Source organism: Hymenobacter pini, from assembly GCF_020421205.1.
GTDB classification, from domain to species: domain Bacteria; phylum Bacteroidota; class Bacteroidia; order Cytophagales; family Hymenobacteraceae; genus Hymenobacter; species Hymenobacter pini.
In genome coordinates this window covers 226512-243022 of record NZ_JAIZZH010000005.1, presented here as the reverse complement: position 1 = coordinate 243022, position 16511 = coordinate 226512, and the positions used below count along the sequence as shown (strand labels likewise).

The 16511-nt window shown below is 55.9% G+C and carries 13 protein-coding genes; 4 read left to right on the top strand and 9 right to left on the bottom strand.

Features of this window, described 5'->3' with window-relative positions; genetic code table 11:
• Positions 1-119: 119 nt before the first annotated feature.
• Entirely contained in the window at positions 120-1442 is a 1323-nt protein-coding gene (locus LF252_RS19045; RefSeq protein ID WP_226271183.1) for a serine hydrolase, read from the bottom strand.
• A 160-nt stretch (positions 1443-1602) separates the two neighbouring features.
• Here LF252_RS19045 and LF252_RS19040 point away from each other — a divergent pair, with 160 nt between their 5' ends.
• Positions 1603-2508 carry a glutamate--tRNA ligase family protein gene (locus tag LF252_RS19040; RefSeq protein WP_226271182.1) on the top strand — a complete coding sequence of 302 codons (906 nt, stop codon included), beginning with the start codon at positions 1603-1605 and terminating at the stop codon, positions 2506-2508.
• A 36-nt stretch (positions 2509-2544) separates the two neighbouring features.
• Here the strand turns inward: LF252_RS19040 and LF252_RS19035 are convergent, their stop codons facing one another.
• From LF252_RS19035 to nfi, 3 genes are all read right to left on the bottom strand, one after another.
• A complete protein-coding gene (locus tag LF252_RS19035) occupies positions 2545-4056 on the bottom strand; it encodes a RagB/SusD family nutrient uptake outer membrane protein (protein ID WP_226271181.1) in 1512 nt (503 codons plus the stop codon).
• Positions 4057-4079: 23 nt separating this feature from the next.
• Complete coding sequence (locus LF252_RS19030) at positions 4080-7280, bottom strand: SusC/RagA family TonB-linked outer membrane protein (protein ID WP_226271180.1); 3201 nt, start codon at positions 7278-7280, stop codon at positions 4080-4082.
• A 342-nt stretch (positions 7281-7622) separates the two neighbouring features.
• Complete coding sequence (nfi, locus tag LF252_RS19025) at positions 7623-8306, bottom strand: deoxyribonuclease V (protein WP_226271179.1); 684 nt, start codon at positions 8304-8306, stop codon at positions 7623-7625.
• Between the two features lie 107 nt (positions 8307-8413).
• Here nfi and LF252_RS19020 point away from each other — a divergent pair, with 107 nt between their 5' ends.
• Both LF252_RS19020 and LF252_RS19015 read left to right on the top strand, forming a co-directional pair.
• The gene (locus LF252_RS19020; protein WP_226271178.1) at positions 8414-8983 is read left to right on the top strand and encodes a DUF1990 family protein; all 570 of its coding nucleotides are present in this window, start codon (positions 8414-8416) and stop codon (positions 8981-8983) included.
• Entirely contained in the window at positions 8976-9710 is a 735-nt protein-coding gene (locus LF252_RS19015) for a DUF1990 domain-containing protein (protein ID WP_226271177.1), read from the top strand. The genes LF252_RS19020 and LF252_RS19015 overlap by 8 nt, the downstream gene beginning before the upstream one ends.
• A 525-nt stretch (positions 9711-10235) precedes the next feature.
• Here LF252_RS19015 and LF252_RS19010 read toward each other — a convergent pair.
• Positions 10236-10892: a cytochrome b/b6 domain-containing protein gene (locus LF252_RS19010; protein ID WP_226271176.1), complete on the bottom strand. Its 657-nt coding sequence runs from the start codon at positions 10890-10892 to the stop codon at positions 10236-10238.
• A 169-nt stretch (positions 10893-11061) separates the two neighbouring features.
• Here LF252_RS19010 and LF252_RS19005 point away from each other — a divergent pair, with 169 nt between their 5' ends.
• Entirely contained in the window at positions 11062-12102 is a 1041-nt protein-coding gene (locus LF252_RS19005) for an NAD(P)-dependent alcohol dehydrogenase (protein ID WP_226271175.1), read from the top strand.
• A 196-nt stretch (positions 12103-12298) separates the two neighbouring features.
• On the opposite strand, the gene LF252_RS19000 is transcribed toward LF252_RS19005, so the two are convergent.
• The 4 genes from LF252_RS19000 to LF252_RS18985 form a co-directional block, all read right to left on the bottom strand.
• On the bottom strand, positions 12299-13846 hold the full coding sequence (locus LF252_RS19000) for a serine hydrolase (protein WP_226271174.1): 1548 nt from the start codon (positions 13844-13846) through the stop codon (positions 12299-12301).
• A 127-nt stretch (positions 13847-13973) separates the two neighbouring features.
• Positions 13974-14618: a hypothetical protein gene (locus LF252_RS18995; protein ID WP_226271173.1), complete on the bottom strand. Its 645-nt coding sequence runs from the start codon at positions 14616-14618 to the stop codon at positions 13974-13976.
• A 58-nt stretch (positions 14619-14676) separates the two neighbouring features.
• Positions 14677-15180, bottom strand: coding sequence for a hypothetical protein (locus LF252_RS18990; RefSeq protein ID WP_226271172.1), 504 nt, complete (start codon positions 15178-15180; stop codon positions 14677-14679).
• 133 nt (positions 15181-15313) lie between these two features.
• The gene (locus LF252_RS18985; protein WP_226271171.1) at positions 15314-16510 is read right to left on the bottom strand and encodes a pyridoxal phosphate-dependent aminotransferase; all 1197 of its coding nucleotides are present in this window, start codon (positions 16508-16510) and stop codon (positions 15314-15316) included.
• Position 16511 lies beyond the last annotated feature (1 nt).

The following is a 16511-nucleotide window of genomic DNA, read 5'->3' as shown; positions in this document are numbered from 1 at the left end:
TATGTACATACATCAATTAAAAACAAAAAATTCTATTGCTTCTATATTTTCTTAAAACATGATAACCGTGGGCTAGGGCTGACAAAGGCAGAAGATGCCTGAAAAGGGGGCTTTGCGGCTCATTGCACAACTAGGCGGCGCACTACTGGAGGGGTTGTTTTGCTGGGTTGCCACCGCACTAAATACGCGCCGGAGGGTATGCCTTGCAACGGTATGGCGGGTACCGCGGGCTGCCGCCGCACTACTCGCCCCTGCATATCGAGCAGGGTAAGGGTGCCATGGTAAGCGGGTAGCTGCACCTGCACCGTGCTACTGGCTGGGTTAGGATGCAGTTGGAAAGATGATGGCGCTGAGCCAGCTGCTGCGGCCAGCGGCCGGCACTGTATTGCCGCCATCAGGTAGCGCCAAAGCTGCGTATCAAACGAGGACACAGCCAACCGTGGACTATCAGCCGAATTACCTTGCCGCACTACCACCAAGCCCAGGCTAGGCACTACGTAAATCTTCTGGTCATTTTTGCCCAAAGCGGCAAACATATCAGCCGGGGCAGTCGGGGTGGTGCTACCTGGCAAAACCGTTTGTTGCGGGCCCGGCAGCATGTACGAGGCTTGGCCATTTAGCCACCACAGGTAACCGTAGCTGCGGTTAAAAGGCTGGGAAGAAGTCGTCATTTGCCGGAAATAGGCAGTATCAGTCAGAATTTGGGTGCCGTTCCAGTTGCCCCGGGCCAGCGCAAACAGCCCGAACCTGGCCATGTCGCGCGCCCGGCTGTAATACACATCCTGCACCCAAAGTCCCTGCATCCCTATTCGGTTGGCTAGTCGTTGGTTGGTGTACTGGTTCAGTGTGAGGCCACTGGCGCGGGCCAGTACCGTTTGCAGCTGGCGGTAGGCTCCGGTGTGGTAGGCCCAGCGGGTACCGGCATCGGCGCGGTAGAGCAGGCAGCCGGCTGAGCTACTCTCGTTGTCGCAAGGGGCAGGGGGAACGTCATTGAGCCCCGAGGTCATGGTGAGCAGATGCCGCAGCGTGATAAGACGTTCCTTGGCGACTGGCGCTGCCGACCAGCCCCGACCCAGAAATCGGTTCACACTGTCGGGTAATGCAAGCACGCCGTCTTGCCGGGCCAACCCCACCAGCGTAGCGGTAAGTGATTTGCCCGCCGATGCCCAGTACCACACGGAATCCTGCGTGAAGGTGCCGTAGTACCGCTCCACCACTATGCGCCCGTTCTTCAGCACGATGAATGATTTAGTGCCTTTGCGGCCGAGGAAGTTCAGAAGTGAATCGAGTTGAGGCTGACACCAGCCCAGGCTCTGGGACGAAGTGGTGGCCCAATTGCTCGTTGAGGCCGGAGTAGGTGGGAAGTACAGCGTGGGCTGTTGGGCACGGGCAGCAAGTACCGTAAGCAACAGCAGGCAAAAGCAGCGTAACAGGTGTTTCATAAGCGTAGGAAAAATATAGTATTTTATATATGGATTGCGCGTAAGCCAGATGGTTTAAAGCAGAAGTATAGTAAACTGCTTAATTAAGTTTAGGGAATAGCCATAGCCCTGTCGGCAGTTGTCCGGGAGTTGTCGAGGCTGTGTATTTTTCGCCTTGTCAATGCTACAGTATCCTTCTCCACCCGTTGTTACCCGACTGGCACCTACACCCAGTGGTTTCCTGCATTTGGGCAACGCCGTCAATTTCACGCTTACTTGGCTGCTCACGCGCCGGGCCGGTGGTACGCTGCACCTGCGCATCGACGATTTGGACCGGGCCCGGTTCCGGCCTGTTTACCTGGAGAATATATTCCGTACGTTGGAATGGCTGGGTCTTGACTATGACCACGGACCCACAGGCCCCACCGATTTTGAGCAGAATTTCTCTCAGCAACACCGCCTGCCCGAATACGAAGCCGTATTACAGGCCGCTCGCGTTGCCCACCCTGAGTTTTTCTATGCCTGCCGTTGCTCCCGCACCGAGTTGGCTCGCCAGGCATTACCGAGCGGCCTTTACCCCGGCACCTGCCAGGCCGCTCAAATTCCTCTGACCGCAACCAATACCGCGTGGCGCGCTCATGTGCCGAATCAAACAGAAGTAGCCTTTCCTGATCTGGCCCTGGGCCCCGTAAAGGCTCAGTTGGCAACGGAACTAGGGGACTTTATTGTGCGGAAGAAAGACGGCTTTGCGGCGTACCAGGTAGCGTCGGTAGTGGATGATGTACGCCTGGGCGTTACCCTCATCGTGCGCGGCCAAGACCTGTTGCCCAGTACCGCCGCTCAATTGTGGCTTTCTCAGTATTTACCGGGGCAGCAAAACTTCATAACTACACAGTTCCTGCACCACGGCTTGATATTGGATTCGCAGGGAGCGAAACTATCCAAATCTACTCAGGCCAGTCACCAGCGCGGTATTGTGGAGGAGGTTAGCTCTCCTCAGGTGGTGTACCAAGCAGTAGCTACTCTTCTGCAGGAACCCGTGCAAAAGGTCAGTATGCTGATAAAAAAAACACCCCGATCATTTTGACCGGGGTGTTTTTTCAATTCAGATCAGGTACAGAACCTAGTTCTGAGTCATGAGCTTGTTGTACAGCAACTCCGACTGAGGAATTGGCCAGATGTACAGCGGGTCGGTCGTGTTAACGGCGCTAACCGTACCCTTGCCCGGAATGGGTTGCAGGAGGCGCATCAGGTCAATAGTGCGCAAACCTTCACCTAAGAACTCTATACGGCGCTCCAGCAGGATAGCATCGATGATGGTAAACGACGAGCTGAAGCTGGCGGCTGTGTACACTCCGGTTGGGTTGGAGCGGCCCCGCACAGCATTGAGCAGTGCCAGCGCACGGGTATCGGCAGCATTGGCACGAGCCAGTGCTTCTGACAAATTCAATAGTACCTCGGCATAACGCATAACCGGGGCCTTGTCAGTGTAGGGCGAGGGAGTCGCGTACTTTTTCAGGAAAGTTTCGGTTCCTGACGTTGTAACCAATGCTGAGCGACGAGCATCGAGGGCGGCCGTAAACGTGGGGTTAGCCAGAATACCGGCCGGGTTCAGGCTGTATTCGCCGTTGCCACCCTGCGAAGCGGGCAAGAAATAATATGCTAACTGGTTTTGAGTGCCTGGAGGATCCTGCGCAGTAAAGGGGAAGCCAAAAATCATCTCGCTGGTTTCCTGGGGCGCCGCAAATACAGTAGCCACTGAGGCATCAAGTCGGTGATTCACACCACTAGTAGCTGTAAACGGAGCAGCCGTAGAAACAATTTTGTTGCCTTCCGTCACTACGTCGCTGTAACGGCCCATGCTCAGGTACACCCGAGTTTTCAGGGCAATAGCCGTGTTACGGTGGGCACGGGTGCTAAGCAGCGTTGATACGGGAATACCGTTTGCAGCAGCAGTGTAAGTAGCGGGTAAGTTTTGCTCAGCAAAGTTGAGGTCAGCCAGAATCTGGGTGTACACCTCCGCTACCGAGCTACGTGCAAGGTCGTTGCCATCCTGTCCGGTTTCACCTTTCAGACGTAGCGGCAGGCCCGGCTTACTGCCTGCACCATCGGCGTACGGACGGGCGTAGTATTGCAGCAGCGAATAGTAGCACAGAGCGCGCAGGAAACGGGCTTCGGCCTTATACGCATTAGCAGTAGCTGCAAAATCCGAAGGGAATGTGGGAGCTACAAACTTGCCGTTATTGGCCTCCATACCATCCAGAAATACGTTGATCTGGTTGATGGCCTGGTAAGCGGCACCCCACATTGCCACCACATCGTTGGCCGATGTTTCAGTGATAGTGTGCTGCCATACAGCAGCCCCAGTTACGAGGTTGCTGGTACGGTTCAGGAAATCGTTGGCACGGATATCACCATACACCTGATAACGTCCTCCCATGAAGCTACCTGCTTTCACAAAGTCATACAGGTTGTTCACCTGCAGCAGAATCCGGGTGGGAGTATCAAAAGCTACACCGCTGAAGAGCTGAGTTTTAGGAGTGGGGTCTAGCAGTTCCTCTTTGCAGGATATAGTTCCTACGCTGAGTAGTGCAGTGCATAGCCCCAGAGTCAGTTTATAAGAAAAGGTCTTCATCAGACAGAAAAGCAAATGAAATGTTAGAATCCGATGTTGAAGCCCACAGTGTAAGTGCGAGCTTGCCCGATAGAGTTGCGGTCTACGCCTGCTCCCAGGTTAGCACTACCGTTGGTTGAAATTTCGGGGTCGATACCCGAATATTTCGTCCAGAGCGCAGCGTTCTGAACCTGCACATAGAAGCGGGCCGAACTCATGCTTAAACGCGTGAGGATGTCCTGCGGCAGCGAGTATCCCAGCGACACGTTACGTAAGCGCAGGAAGTCACCCTTTTCAATGTTGGACGACATAATCAGTGCCGAGCCATTGGATACGTTGTCACCGTACACTACGCGGGGCCATTTGGCATTGGGGGTTTCTGGCGTCCACCGGTCTAGGATATCGGTGGCGTTATTCCAGAAGCGCTGATCGTGCAAACCGGCTTTAGTACCGTTGTAGATGTAGTTGCCTCCAGAGAATTGTAAGAATACACCTAGGTCGAAATTGGCGTAGCGGAAGGTGTTGTCAAAACCACCATACCATTTGGGCAGTACTGGGCCGTAATATTTACCATCAACGGCCTGCGAAGGACCAGTGGTATTTTTGCCGTCCATCGTCGTCCAGCCGGTAGAGCCAACGCCGGTGGTGCCCAAGTGGTTGTATTGCACCACAGTACCATCAGCCTTGCGGATCATACGCTGCCCATTTGCTGGGTTTACACCCAAAGACTCTACTGCAAGTAATTCGCCCACTGAGCGACCAACTTCCGTAAAGTTTACTGTCTCGAGGGTTGCGGTAGCCGTACCAATACGCTGGCCTTCGGTAGCCAGCTTCAGTACCTCATTTTTGAGGGTAGTGAGGTTAGCATTAACATTCCAGCTGAATTTATCTTTCTGGATGGCCGTGGTGCGAAGGTTCAACTCAATGCCGGTATTCTGCATTGAGCCCACGTTGGCAAAAATCTGATTGTTGGGGATACCCTTCGACAGAGGTTGGGGTACACCCAGAATCAGGCCATCAACCAGGTTTTTGTAGTAGCCTACATCACCCTGGATACGCTCATTCAGAATGGCAAATGAAACGCCAACATCTGTTTTCTTGCTAGTTTCCCAGGTTAGGCGGGTGTTGCCGGCGTTAACAAAGCCAAGGGTAGGGGCTGCAGCGTACAAGCCCGAGCCATATAAGTTCAGTGCTACGAAGTCATCGATGCCTTGGCTGTTACCAACCTCACCGTAGCTACCCGTTAACTTCAGGAAGTTGATCCGGCTGAGTGCGCTTGAATTTTTCCAGAAGTTTTCCTCCGAAATAATATAGCCAGCTGAAGCCCCGTAGAAGTTACCCCATTTCTGTGCCCACGCCGAGTAACCGTCGCGGCGGAAGTTGGCCGACAGCAGATAGCGTTTGGCAAAGTTGTAATCAGCCCGGCCAAAGTAGGAGAGCAGATAGTTTTCGCCCTGATAGTTACCGGAAGCTGCAATGTTGGTGTAGTTGCCCTGGAAGGTGGTAAAGAACGGGTCAGCCACCCCAGTACGGTTAGCACCCCAACGGTCGATGGTGGTGTGCTGCTGCTCTGTACCAACCAACAGCGAGATATTGTGCTTCTCAGCCAGCGTTGCATCGTACTGGGCAGTATTCTGCCAGTTCCAGCGCTTGTTGGTACGGTAGTAGTTGAGGGCTTGTCCTACTGCGGAGTAGCCGTCACCAGCAATAGGAGTATAGAAGGCTATATCCTCAAAGTTGATGTTGTAAATACCGTAGTTGGTGCGCAACCGCAGATTCTTCACAACTTCCAGGGTGCCATACACACTACCTTGGATTTCATTGCCCTCGGAGCGGAAATAGTTGTTTTCCAAATCCACGAGGGGGTTGTAGTAACCCGGGAGCAGCGGGGCACCATTCACCCCAGTGGGGTTGATGTTTGCTCCCGGGCCGATACCGGCACCGCTGACGTTATAGCTGCCATCAGGATTGCGAGGAGCTACGTTCGGGGGGAGTACCAGGGGCAATCGACCCAAACCAGCCGTGCCGAAAGCTCCATCAGCTACGGAGCCAGAGTTAGGCGATGCGTTGCGGGTATTAGAGTAACCAACCCGGGCACCAAGCGACAGGCGCGAAAATACCTTATGGTCAATGTTGAGACGAGCCGAAGCCCGCTTAAAAGAGTTGCCAACCAGCATACCCTTCTGATCAGTGTAACCGACCGAAGTATAGTAGGTGGTTTTATCGGTGCCACCGCTGAAGTTCAGGTTGTTCGACGAGGAGAAGCCCGTGCGGTAGATGTAGTCGTACCATTTGGTATCTACTGTGTTACCGTTGGCGTCCAGGGTCGGCTTGAATCCCTCTACTGCCGTACCAGGCTGGTTGATGGCCACCCGGTTAGCGTTCAGGTTTCTAACAGCCTCATTCTTGATGTTCATGTAATCCTGAGCACCCAGAATGTCGAGTAAGCGCACCGGCTTAGTCCAGCCTACCCACGAATCGAGCGATACTTTGCTCTGACCGCGCCGGCCTTTCTTCGTCGTTACCAGAATAACCCCGGCTGCGGCGCGCGAGCCATAAATGGCTGTGGCAGAAGCGTCTTTGAGAACTTCCACGTTCTCAATGTCGTTCGGGTTGATGTTACCCAAGGGGTTGTTGGGTACGCTGCCTACGGCTGAGCTGTTGCCGCTGAATGCTGGAATACCATCAATTACGTACAGCGGCTGTGAGGAAAGGCTAATGGAGTTCACACCGCGGATGCGCACTACTGGCGGGTTGTTCAGAACGCCGTTAGGCGTAGTGATATTTACCCCCGCCGCTTGACCTTGCAAAGCTTGTTCGAAGCTTTGTACCGGCTTGTTGGCAATCTGCTCAGCCGTTACAGTAGCCACCGAACCCGTCAGTTCGCGGCGGCTCTGAGTGGCCCCGTAGCCCACTACTACTACTTCACTTAGTGCTTTTGAATCAGTAGCGAGGGAAGCGTTCAGGGTGCTGCCCGAACCCAAATCCTGCTCTACGCTAACGTAGCCAACGGAGGAGAAAACAAGTTTGCCACTTGCCGCCGCTGGTACCGATAGAGTGTATGTGCCATCAGAATTTGTAGAAACACCATTGCTGGTGCCTTTCAGCAACACCGTTACACCTGGCAGTCCCTCTCCGGTAGAGCGGTCAGTTACCCGACCCGAAACTGTCCGGGTTTGCGCCTGGGCGGTATGGCTACCTATAGCCAGCGCAGCCAGTGGAATGATAGGTAAAATTCTTTTCATGCAAATGCAGGAAGTTTAATGAATGATGTTGAGGGCTAATAAAGACAATAATTGTAATCAGAACAATGGAATTCGGCGAACATGCCAAAATTCATGACGAATTAATGAGTTTTTAATAAAAACGACCGTTTTGAATTAAAATAGTGTTAAAAATATATACTGAGTGATAGGATTCCGGAGTAAGGGCCTGAAAATATGAAAAAGCGTCTTGTTGGATTTGTACAATTATTGAGGCTCCTAAAAGCATATTTTAATGATATATAGGATGACTCGACACCGCACAACGCGAATAGCCCGGCCTCCTTTGTTTTAAGGCCGGGCTATTCGCGTTGTGCAAAACAATTACAGCTCTTTTTTAAACTGTTCGGCCCAGTAGTCGGCCAGGCGGGTGGGCTCGGGGAGTTTGTAGCCGCGTAGGCAGGCCAGGGTGAGGCGGGTGGCGGTGGCTTGGTCGCAGCGGTGGCCGGGGCTCACAAATAGCGGGTTGATCTTGTCCTTGCTGCGAATCACTTCGCCAATGAGCTGTCCTTGTTTATCTGTAAGCGGAGAAATGCTACCTTTTAATAGGGCCGGCTCCGTGTAATTACCGGTGAGCTTTTGCTTAGCCACGCCGAAAGTGGGAATGTCTAGCTCCACGCCTAGGTGCGCGGCAATACCCATGCGCCGGGGGTGTGCAATGCCGTGGCCATCAACCATTACAACATCTGGTTTCTGAGTGAGCTTTTCAAAGGCCAGCAGCAGGTTGGGTGCTTCGCGGAAAGCCAGCAGGCCCGGAATGTAGGGCAGGGTAACGGGGCCAACGTGATATACCTTCTCTACCAGTTCCAGGGAAGGAAACCGAAGCAGCACAAAAACCGATAATACCGTGTCGGGAGTAGGGAAGGAGGAGTCGCAGCCGGCAATCAGGCGGGGCTCAATAGGCAGCGGCTCCAGGCGGATGCGGGTGCGTAGCTCATCCTGCAGGCGGGTCAGGTCGCGGACCAAGAGCGGGTCAGGGGCGGGGCCGGGGGGACGGTAGTAAGCCATGGGAGTATGGGTAGGATATAGGCGGATGTACTGCCCATGGCGCCGGGATGTTGTAGAACCTCCGGCCTGCGGGTACGTTATCCCTTAGTTATACTACGTATTCAGCCATGGACAAACCTGAGCAACCCGCCCACACGGGCAGCGGGCCGCTGTTTGAGCGGCGGTACTGGGTGGATATACAACGGCCTCATTTATCGTTGGATGAGCTATTGACGCACATCCAGTGCCATTTGCCCGACTACGCCCCGGAAGTGTTGGCTGATTTCTACAAAACCAAGGGCCGGCACCATTGTCTGACGGAAGGTGACGAGTTCGGGATTCGGATTCTGGGGCCCTGGAACGGTGACGTGAGGGTGATGCGGGTGACGGACGAGGGCTTTGAGCTGGCCACGCTGGAAAGCCACCCGGAAGCCGGCCGTATCTGGTTTGGCCTGACTCGGCACCCAAATCTGCCCGATACGTTCCGGTTTGAGATTCACTCCCGGGCCCGCTCCCGCGACGGGCTGGTGAGCTTTACGTATGACACGCTGGGGTTTGGCCGCCGGGTGCAGCAGAAAACCTGGGAAGAGTTTTGCCAACGAGTAGCTGAACGGAGTGGGGGGCTGCCGCTGGTACCCGTGCAGGTCGAAACCATCAAGCAAACGGATTCGCACACTGAAATAACCCAAGATGCCTGACCGCCCACCCCTGTACGAGTTGCAGAAAGCCCGGCTTGAAGCCTACGCCCACGCTGGCTACAACTTCGACCCCAGTAAAGCGGCCGAGTACACGCCGGCTACTGGCTGGCGCGTGGATGACTACGAAACCGAATTGCCGGCCGAAGCTCCCGGTCCGGCTGATCCGCACGGGGCTTGGGCGGCGGCCCGGGAGGTGCTGCGCAACTACACCTTTCCACCACCTGACTTGATAACCGGCATTTTCCTGCCCGACAAACCCCTGGACCAGCGCGTGATGGTATTGCGGGGTCAGTTTCTGCTGTTTACCTTTTGGTTCGGGGTCCGGATAGGAGGTGTAACCGACGAAACTCGCACATTGCCCGATGGTAGTCAGGAGCAGGTGTGGGGCTATAATTACCGTACTCTGGAAGGCCATTTTGAGCGGGGGCAGATTGATTTCTCCGTGCACAAACACCTGACTACTGGCCGGGTATGGTTTCACATCCACGCCTACTCCCAAACGGGCCGTATCCGGAACCCCATTTACTGGCTTGGGTTTCGGCTGTTTGGGCGGATGCTACAAAAGCGGTTTGCGCACCAGTCGTTGAAGCGGCTACGGGAGCAGGTGCAGGAAATGCTGCGGAAAGGCTGGACGAGCCCGGCAGCGCAGCAGGCACCACCGGTACAAGCCGTATCCTCGCACGAAAAAGCGCAGGAGCAGCTGGAAGAGAACCAACCTAATCAGTAGATTCTCATTTCCACCCAAATGGGTTATACTCTTCGTTCACGGGCTCCCACTTATCTGGGCTAAGCTGTGAGGGAGTCTGTTCATACCAATAGAACAATGGCGTTACCGAATGGATACATACAGTACGTTTTCGATATCCCAGGCTGCCCACATCAAACATCTGATTAGCAATGTGTATTGAGGGGTTCTGGCGCAAACGGTGAGTTATCGAAACTGTTTCCCAATGACTGCATAATCCGCTAATAGCATGCAGTGGGAAGTTGGGTGAAGTAGCAATAGGTGCTAGGAGTATGCCCAATATGCCAAACAGCGTGAATTGAGCTGTTCTGCGCCATCTGTAGTATGAACCGCTGCATGCTACAGATGGCAGTATGCACAGTACTATCAGTGCCAGAAGCCAGCAAGCGTTTCTGAGAAATAAGGACGTAAACGTGAGCGGGGTAAAAGCGGAAAGCAGGGCAACGCATACTACTAGCATGCTGCACAGAAGCACCCGCCTCCGACCCAAGCCGCTAAATGCCATTGCTATTCCACCTGCTCGCCGCCGTTAATCATACCCGACACAATGCCGGGCGCATCGGTTACCTCGGCGCGGAATACGCCAAAAATGTGCGCTACCACGAAGGCAATAACGGCGTACATGGATACCTCGTGGATTTCCTTGCATAGGTGCTCAATTGAGCGGAAGTAATCTTCGAACACCAGTACCAGCCCCGTGAGCACCATTACGGCCAGCACCACATAGAAAACCCGGTACGAATAGCGGATCAGAACGCCCTTTTTAGCAGCGGCGTCGCCTTGGGCTGCCTGGGCCTTTAAGTGGGCAATCTTGGCAGCCGTGCGCTGCCCGCCCCGTTGCCGGAAGCTCACTAGCACCCGGTAGGCCAGCATGATGGAAATAGCTAGGCCCACCCAAATGTGCCAGTCCCAGATGCGGTGCGCCACAATGCGCGTGAGGCCTCGCAATTGGTCGGGGGCCATGGTCACGCCTTTTTCGGCCAGCACTTTGCTGAACTCCGGGGCCAGTTCACGCACTTTCAGCACTACAAACAGGAACAGGATAGTCAGGAGTTGAAAGAGAATCAGCCCGCTGCTGGACCAGTGCCAGATGCGCAGGCCCAGGGAGTTACGTTTGGGGCCGGCCGTTACCGGGGCGGAAGCGGAATAGTTCGGAGTTGCCATGTACAGATGAGGAGGGGAGAAATCGGGTTGAGCCGGTAAGGTAAGCGGTGGCGCGCAGATTTACTCGTCTGAAAGCTGGTCCTATAGCTGCAGCGCAAAACATTCCGGGTAGGCAGTGAGTTTAGGGAGTTCTGTTCTACGATTTCACTTCTCTCTACAACCAACTTTTATGTCAGCAGCCAAAGGCTATGCCGCCCCGGCGGCGCATGCTCCCCTCGTTCCTTTCTCCTTTGAGCGCCGCGAAGTAGGCCCGCACGATGTGCGCATTGAAATTCTGTTCTGTGGCGTGTGTCACTCCGATGTGCACCAGGTGCGCGACGAGTGGGGCGGCTCCATTTTTCCGATGGTGCCCGGCCACGAAATTGTGGGCCGTGTAACGGAAGTAGGGGCCCACGTGAAAGGCTTTAAGGCCGGTGATTTGGCCGGCGTAGGCTGCATGGTGGACTCCTGCCAACACTGCGCTGAATGCGCCGAGGGCCTGGAGCAGTATTGCGACAATGGCTTCACCGGCACGTACAATGCCATCGGCAAAGACGGCCAGCCTACCTACGGCGGTTACTCCAACAGCATCGTGGTAACGGAGAAATTCGTGCTGCGCGTATCCGAAAAGCTGGACTTGGCCCGCGTAGCCCCGCTGCTGTGCGCCGGCATCACCACTTGGTCGCCGCTGCGGCAGTGGAACGCCAAGGAAGGCGACCGGGTAGCGGTAATGGGCCTGGGCGGACTGGGCCACATGGCCGTGAAGTTTGCCGCCGCCATGGGCTGCGAGGTAACCGTGCTCAGCACCTCACCTAACAAAGAGGCCGACGCCCGTGCCCTGGGAGCCCACAAGTTTGTGGTAACCAAAGACGCTGAGGCCATGAAAGGCATCCGCAACTACTTCGACCTGATCATCAACACCGTGTCGGCCCCGATGGACCTGACTCCCTATATCGGCACCCTGCGCCTCGATGGCACGATGGTGCTGCTGGGTGTGCCGCCGGAAGCGCCGCAGCTGCATGCCTTCAACCTCATTGCCAAGCGCCGCCGCATTGCCGGCTCGCTTATTGGCGGCATTCAGGAAACCCAGGAAATGCTGGACTTCTGCGCCGAGCACAACGTAATGAGCGACGTGGAAGTAATCCGAATGGACTACATCAACGAGGCCTACGAGCGGATGCTGAAGTCTGACGTGAAGTACCGCTTCGTGCTGGACCTAGCTACGCTGTAAGGTGATAAAATAAAGGCGAGGGAAATCACCACGCCATAGTGAGGCCAGAAGCACAGGCAGTCTGTGTTTCTCAAATCCTCAAGAAACGAAAAGCCCCTGATGCCTAAGTATGGCATCAGGGGCTTTTGCGTAGGTCAACATATTGCGCTCAGTGAGGGAAGGATTGCTTCGCCTCTGGCTCGCAATGACGTACTGGCTATAGCTTGTTGAACACGTACGGGTCGTATTCCACGTAGTCGTTCACGCGCAGCTCCACGGTTTTTACGGTGCTGCCATCTACTACAAACTTGGCGGGCATCACCCCGAATACGAGGTCGGAGTAGGTGGCGCGAAATTCCTGCCCGTCCATGTAGTCGAGGGTGGCGGTGAGGTCGGGGTGGTTGGGCATAGTGATGAGCAGCTGCTTGCCCTTCTGGCGGATGTTGATGCGGCCAAACAGCGGGTTTTCATACTCGCCCACGTACGCTTTCAGTGGCAAGGGTAGCTTGTTCTTTTTGCTCACCCGAGCCGCCAGTTCCTTAGTAGGATCGATTTTGGTGGCTTCGGCTTGCTGCTTGCGCTTCAGGCCCTGGGCGCTCCGGTCCACGTAGGGCGTACCCAGGTAGCTGTCGAGCAGCTGGTAACGCAGCAGTTCAAAAAAGCTCTGGTTGTCGTTGTTGGTGAGTACGGCAATGCCCAGGCCGGCCTCCGGCACAAAGCACACGTTGCTCACCTGGCCCGAGGCGCCGCCGGTGTGCCAGAATACCTGCTTGCCGTTGTAATCGGCAGCTTCCACGCCCAGGCCGTAAGTAATGAAGTGCGTGGGATAAACCGGGGATTTGCGGCTGGTAATAACGGTGTTGGCGTCGCGGGTTTTGCGCAGGGCGGCCCAGGGTACCACCTGGTTGCCCTGGTAGCGGCCACTATCCAGCTGAAATTGGAGCCATTTGGCCAGGTCCGTCACGTTGGAAACCATGCTGGCAGCCGGGGCCATGTTGTCCCAGTTATCAAACGGCACTTCCGCCAGCGGCCCGAAGGTGTTGGAATAGGCGTGGGCGTTGTTGGGCCGCTGCGCAAAGCCCGCCGACGATACAAACGTGTTGGTCATGCCCAACGGCTGCAGCAGGTTTTGCTGCACGTACGTTTCCCAGGTAGTGCCGCCAGTAGCCGCCGGAATTACCTCGCCGGCCGCCACAAAACCGGAGTTGCTGTAACCATAGTCGCGCCGGAACTGGCCGCCGGGCTTCATCAGCCGCATACGTCGCACAATCTCCTTCCGCTCCAGGTTGGATTTGAAAAAGGTGAAGTCTCCCTGAAAGGTTTTGAAGCCGAAATGGTGGCTCATCAGGTCGCGCACCGTAACCAGCTGCGAGGCCAGCGAATCGTAGAGCCGGTAATCGGGCAGGTAGCGGGTTACTTTCTCATCGAGGTTGATTTTCTTCTCCCCATCCAGCTTCGCTAGGGCCGTACCCGTGAACAGCTTGGTGTTGGAGGCAATCATGAAGAGCGTGTTGGCATCTACCGGGGCCGGTTTGCCCACCTCGCGCACACCGTAGCCTTTCTGCACCACCACTTTCCCGTCCTTCACCACCACAATAGCCAGCCCCGGTACCTGCCAACGCTGCATACCGCGCCGGATGTAGCTGTCGAGGCTGTCGGTGACGAAGCGGTTGGGTAGGGTGGAGGTTTGGGCAAGAGAGGCCGGTACGGCGCTGAGCAGCAAACCGGCAGCCGCCAGCAGGCGGGAAAAAGAGGGGAGGCGCATACAGAAACGGAACAGAGAGCAGAAAGCTACTCAACCGCTACGGATTATGCCTGCTACATAGCTAAAACCCACACAACATTGGGCTCTTACCGTGCTTAAAAATCCCTCAGTAGCTCTGCCAACCCGATCAGCTTAATGCGACAGATCTTGTTGGTTGCTGGTTACGGCTGGCTTGGCGCTGCACGAATTGCCGGGTAATAACTGCGCCCAGCAGGCCTACGCAGCTAAGGGTGAGCAGGGCAGAGGCCAAGTTAGCGTATTCAGTAGGGCGGTAGGCGGCCACGGCTGCAGCAATGCGGCCGGTAGCGTCAACCTGCGTAAAGCTGTGAGGTAACATCAGGTCGGGGCTGGTGTTCAGCTCCTGAAAGTGAATGGGAGTATAGTGCCACTGGCCAGCCTCCCAAACGGCGGCCTGCACTGCCGAAGTACCTTCCACTTCGATTACCGCCGTTTTAGCGGAGCCCCACATATACTCGGCCCATCTCACGTGCCAGGCACCGGTCTGGTCCTGCGTCAGGTAGTATACCCTATCGTGCCGGTGTTCCGGGTTGCGGATGGTAAACTGGCCGGGGGTAGAAGCCAAGGAGCCTGGGGTACCAAACAGCAGTTTGAGGCCGCATAATGGCAGAAATACCAGCACTACCCCAATTGCCGCCGACCATCTGGCCGGGCCGCTACGCGGGTGCCGCCACAGCTGCATGAGCAGTGCAAGAACTCCGAAGTCGAGGGCTAGCGTTACCAATACTGGAAAACCGGGAATCTGATAAAGCATAGTTGATAGAATAGGCTATAAAGGACTAACGGCTAGCGTGGTGCAATATTTCGTTTTCTCACTCCTTCTCCACAGGGTACTCAAACTCCCCCTCCAGCGTGAAGCGGCGGGCGCCGCGGCCGGCCTCGCATACCTGGCAGCGGTAGGTGCCGCGCAGCCAGTGCTTCTCGGCATTCACGCCGGTAATCACCACGCTGCCCGTGTTCTGGCCGCAGGATTTGGAGTAGGCCACCACCGCGCCGTAGCGGTACGACGCGTCCCGGTTGCGGCCGCTCAGAATCTCCTGAAAGGTGTAGCTGCCCGTCTGAATCGGGAACCGGTCGATGATGATGGTAAGCCCTTCGCCGTCGGGGTCGTCCTGGCGCACTACGTTGAGGCGCAAGGCGTGGTCCTGGCTCAGAAAGAAGCGGGAGCTACTGGTATCAGCGGCTACAGGCTGGCCGTTGATGCGCAACGTGAGCTGCCGCACCGAAGCGGAAGGAAAGGGCGTGTTGGGTGCCGGCCGTTTGGGCACAAGGCCAAGAGCGGGCAGGAGAAGTAAAAGCGGAAGCAGGCGTATCATGCGGGAATGAAGGCAAGAATCAGCCCAGAAGATACACCTTTACGCCCGGTAGTCCGAAGCGGGACGAGGAATCTACGTATACCGTTTCAACAATACCCCCGACTTCCTTGCCCCGCTCTGGGTAAGAAGGCAATTACTCCTGCCGGCCCGGGTACTGCTGCAGAGCGGCTGCTAGGCAGTCCATAGCCTGGTTGATAACGTGCTGGTTGACTACGTAGGCCATACGCACCTGCTGGCGGCCCAAGCCGGGTGTGCTATAAAACCCAGAGGCCGGCGAAACCATGAGCGTCTGGCCTTCGTGGCTGAACTCCTCCAAGAGCCAATGGGCAAACCGGTCGGCATCATCCACGGGTAGGTGGCAGATAACGTAAAAGGCCCCGCTGGGTGTGGGCACCCGCACGCCGGGCATGGCCCGTAGTCGTTGCAGCATTAAGTCGCGGCGGGCTTGGTACTCGGCTTTGGTGTGGTCGAAGTAAGTTTCCGGCAAGTCGGCGGCGGCCTCCGCCAGCAGTTGGCCCAGGCCGGGCGGACTTACCCGCAGTTGGGCCAGCTTGAAGAATACGTCGCGCAGGGCATGGTTTTTCGTGACAATTGCCCCGATTCGCGCCCCACAGGAACTGTAGCGCTTGGAAATGGTATCCAGCAGCACAATGTTATCATCGGCACCAGTGAGGTGTAGAGCACTAGTGTACTCGGTGTCGTAGCAAAACTCCCGGTAGGCCTCATCCGACAGTAAATACAAGCTGTGGCGCACGCATAGCTCCTTCAGTTGCTCCATTTCCTGCCGGCTGTACACGTAGCCGGTGGGGTTGTTGGGGCTGCAAATAAGAATGGCCTTAGTCCGAGGGGTAATCTTCTGCTCAAACTCGTGAATGGGCGGTAAGGCAAAGCCATCCTCCAGGTGCGAGGTGACGGACACTACGTGGGTGCCGGTAGCAATGGCAAACGCCGAGTAGGGCCCGTAGAACGGTTCGGGCACAATGAATTCGTCGCCGGGGTTAAGGCAGCCCAGCAGCGCAAACGAAATGGCCTCGCTGCCGCCCGTGGTTACAATAATATCATCCGCATCAATGGGCAGGCCCAGGCGCTGATAATATTCGGCCAATTTGGCCCGGTAGCTCGGATAGCCAGCCGTAGGGCTATACTCCAGCACCTGAATGCTGGCACGCTGCACAGCCGCCAGCATGGCCGGTGGCGTTTCAATATCCGGCTGACCAATATTGAGTGGATGCACCGTGAGGCCGCGGCGGCGGGCAGCTTCGGCGAAGGGAGTGAGTTTGCGGTAGGGGGAAGGCGGTAGGGCCGCTCCACGCTGGGAAAGTTGCAGCATG

Bases quoted from the DNA above. Each gene is read 5' to 3' on its own strand.
- LF252_RS18985 (WP_226271171.1), bottom strand. From the start codon at position 16,510: ATGCTGCAACTTTCCCAGCGTGGAGCGGCCCTACCGCCTTCCCCCTAC.
- LF252_RS19000 (WP_226271174.1), bottom strand. From the start codon at position 13,846: ATGCGCCTCCCCTCTTTTTCCCGCCTGCTGGCGGCTGCCGGTTTGCTG.
- LF252_RS19035 (WP_226271181.1), bottom strand. From the start codon at position 4,056: ATGAAGACCTTTTCTTATAAACTGACTCTGGGGCTATGCACTGCACTA.
- LF252_RS19005 (WP_226271175.1), top strand. From the start codon at position 11,062: ATGTCAGCAGCCAAAGGCTATGCCGCCCCGGCGGCGCATGCTCCCCTC.
- LF252_RS19045 (WP_226271183.1), bottom strand. From the start codon at position 1,442: ATGAAACACCTGTTACGCTGCTTTTGCCTGCTGTTGCTTACGGTACTT.
- LF252_RS19030 (WP_226271180.1), bottom strand. From the start codon at position 7,280: ATGAAAAGAATTTTACCTATCATTCCACTGGCTGCGCTGGCTATAGGT.
- LF252_RS19040 (WP_226271182.1), top strand. From the start codon at position 1,603: ATGCTACAGTATCCTTCTCCACCCGTTGTTACCCGACTGGCACCTACA.
- LF252_RS18995 (WP_226271173.1), bottom strand. From the start codon at position 14,618: ATGCTTTATCAGATTCCCGGTTTTCCAGTATTGGTAACGCTAGCCCTC.
- LF252_RS19020 (WP_226271178.1), top strand. From the start codon at position 8,414: ATGGACAAACCTGAGCAACCCGCCCACACGGGCAGCGGGCCGCTGTTT.
- nfi (WP_226271179.1), bottom strand. From the start codon at position 8,306: ATGGCTTACTACCGTCCCCCCGGCCCCGCCCCTGACCCGCTCTTGGTC.
- LF252_RS18990 (WP_226271172.1), bottom strand. From the start codon at position 15,180: ATGATACGCCTGCTTCCGCTTTTACTTCTCCTGCCCGCTCTTGGCCTT.
- LF252_RS19015 (WP_226271177.1), top strand. From the start codon at position 8,976: ATGCCTGACCGCCCACCCCTGTACGAGTTGCAGAAAGCCCGGCTTGAA.
- LF252_RS19010 (WP_226271176.1), bottom strand. From the start codon at position 10,892: ATGGCAACTCCGAACTATTCCGCTTCCGCCCCGGTAACGGCCGGCCCC.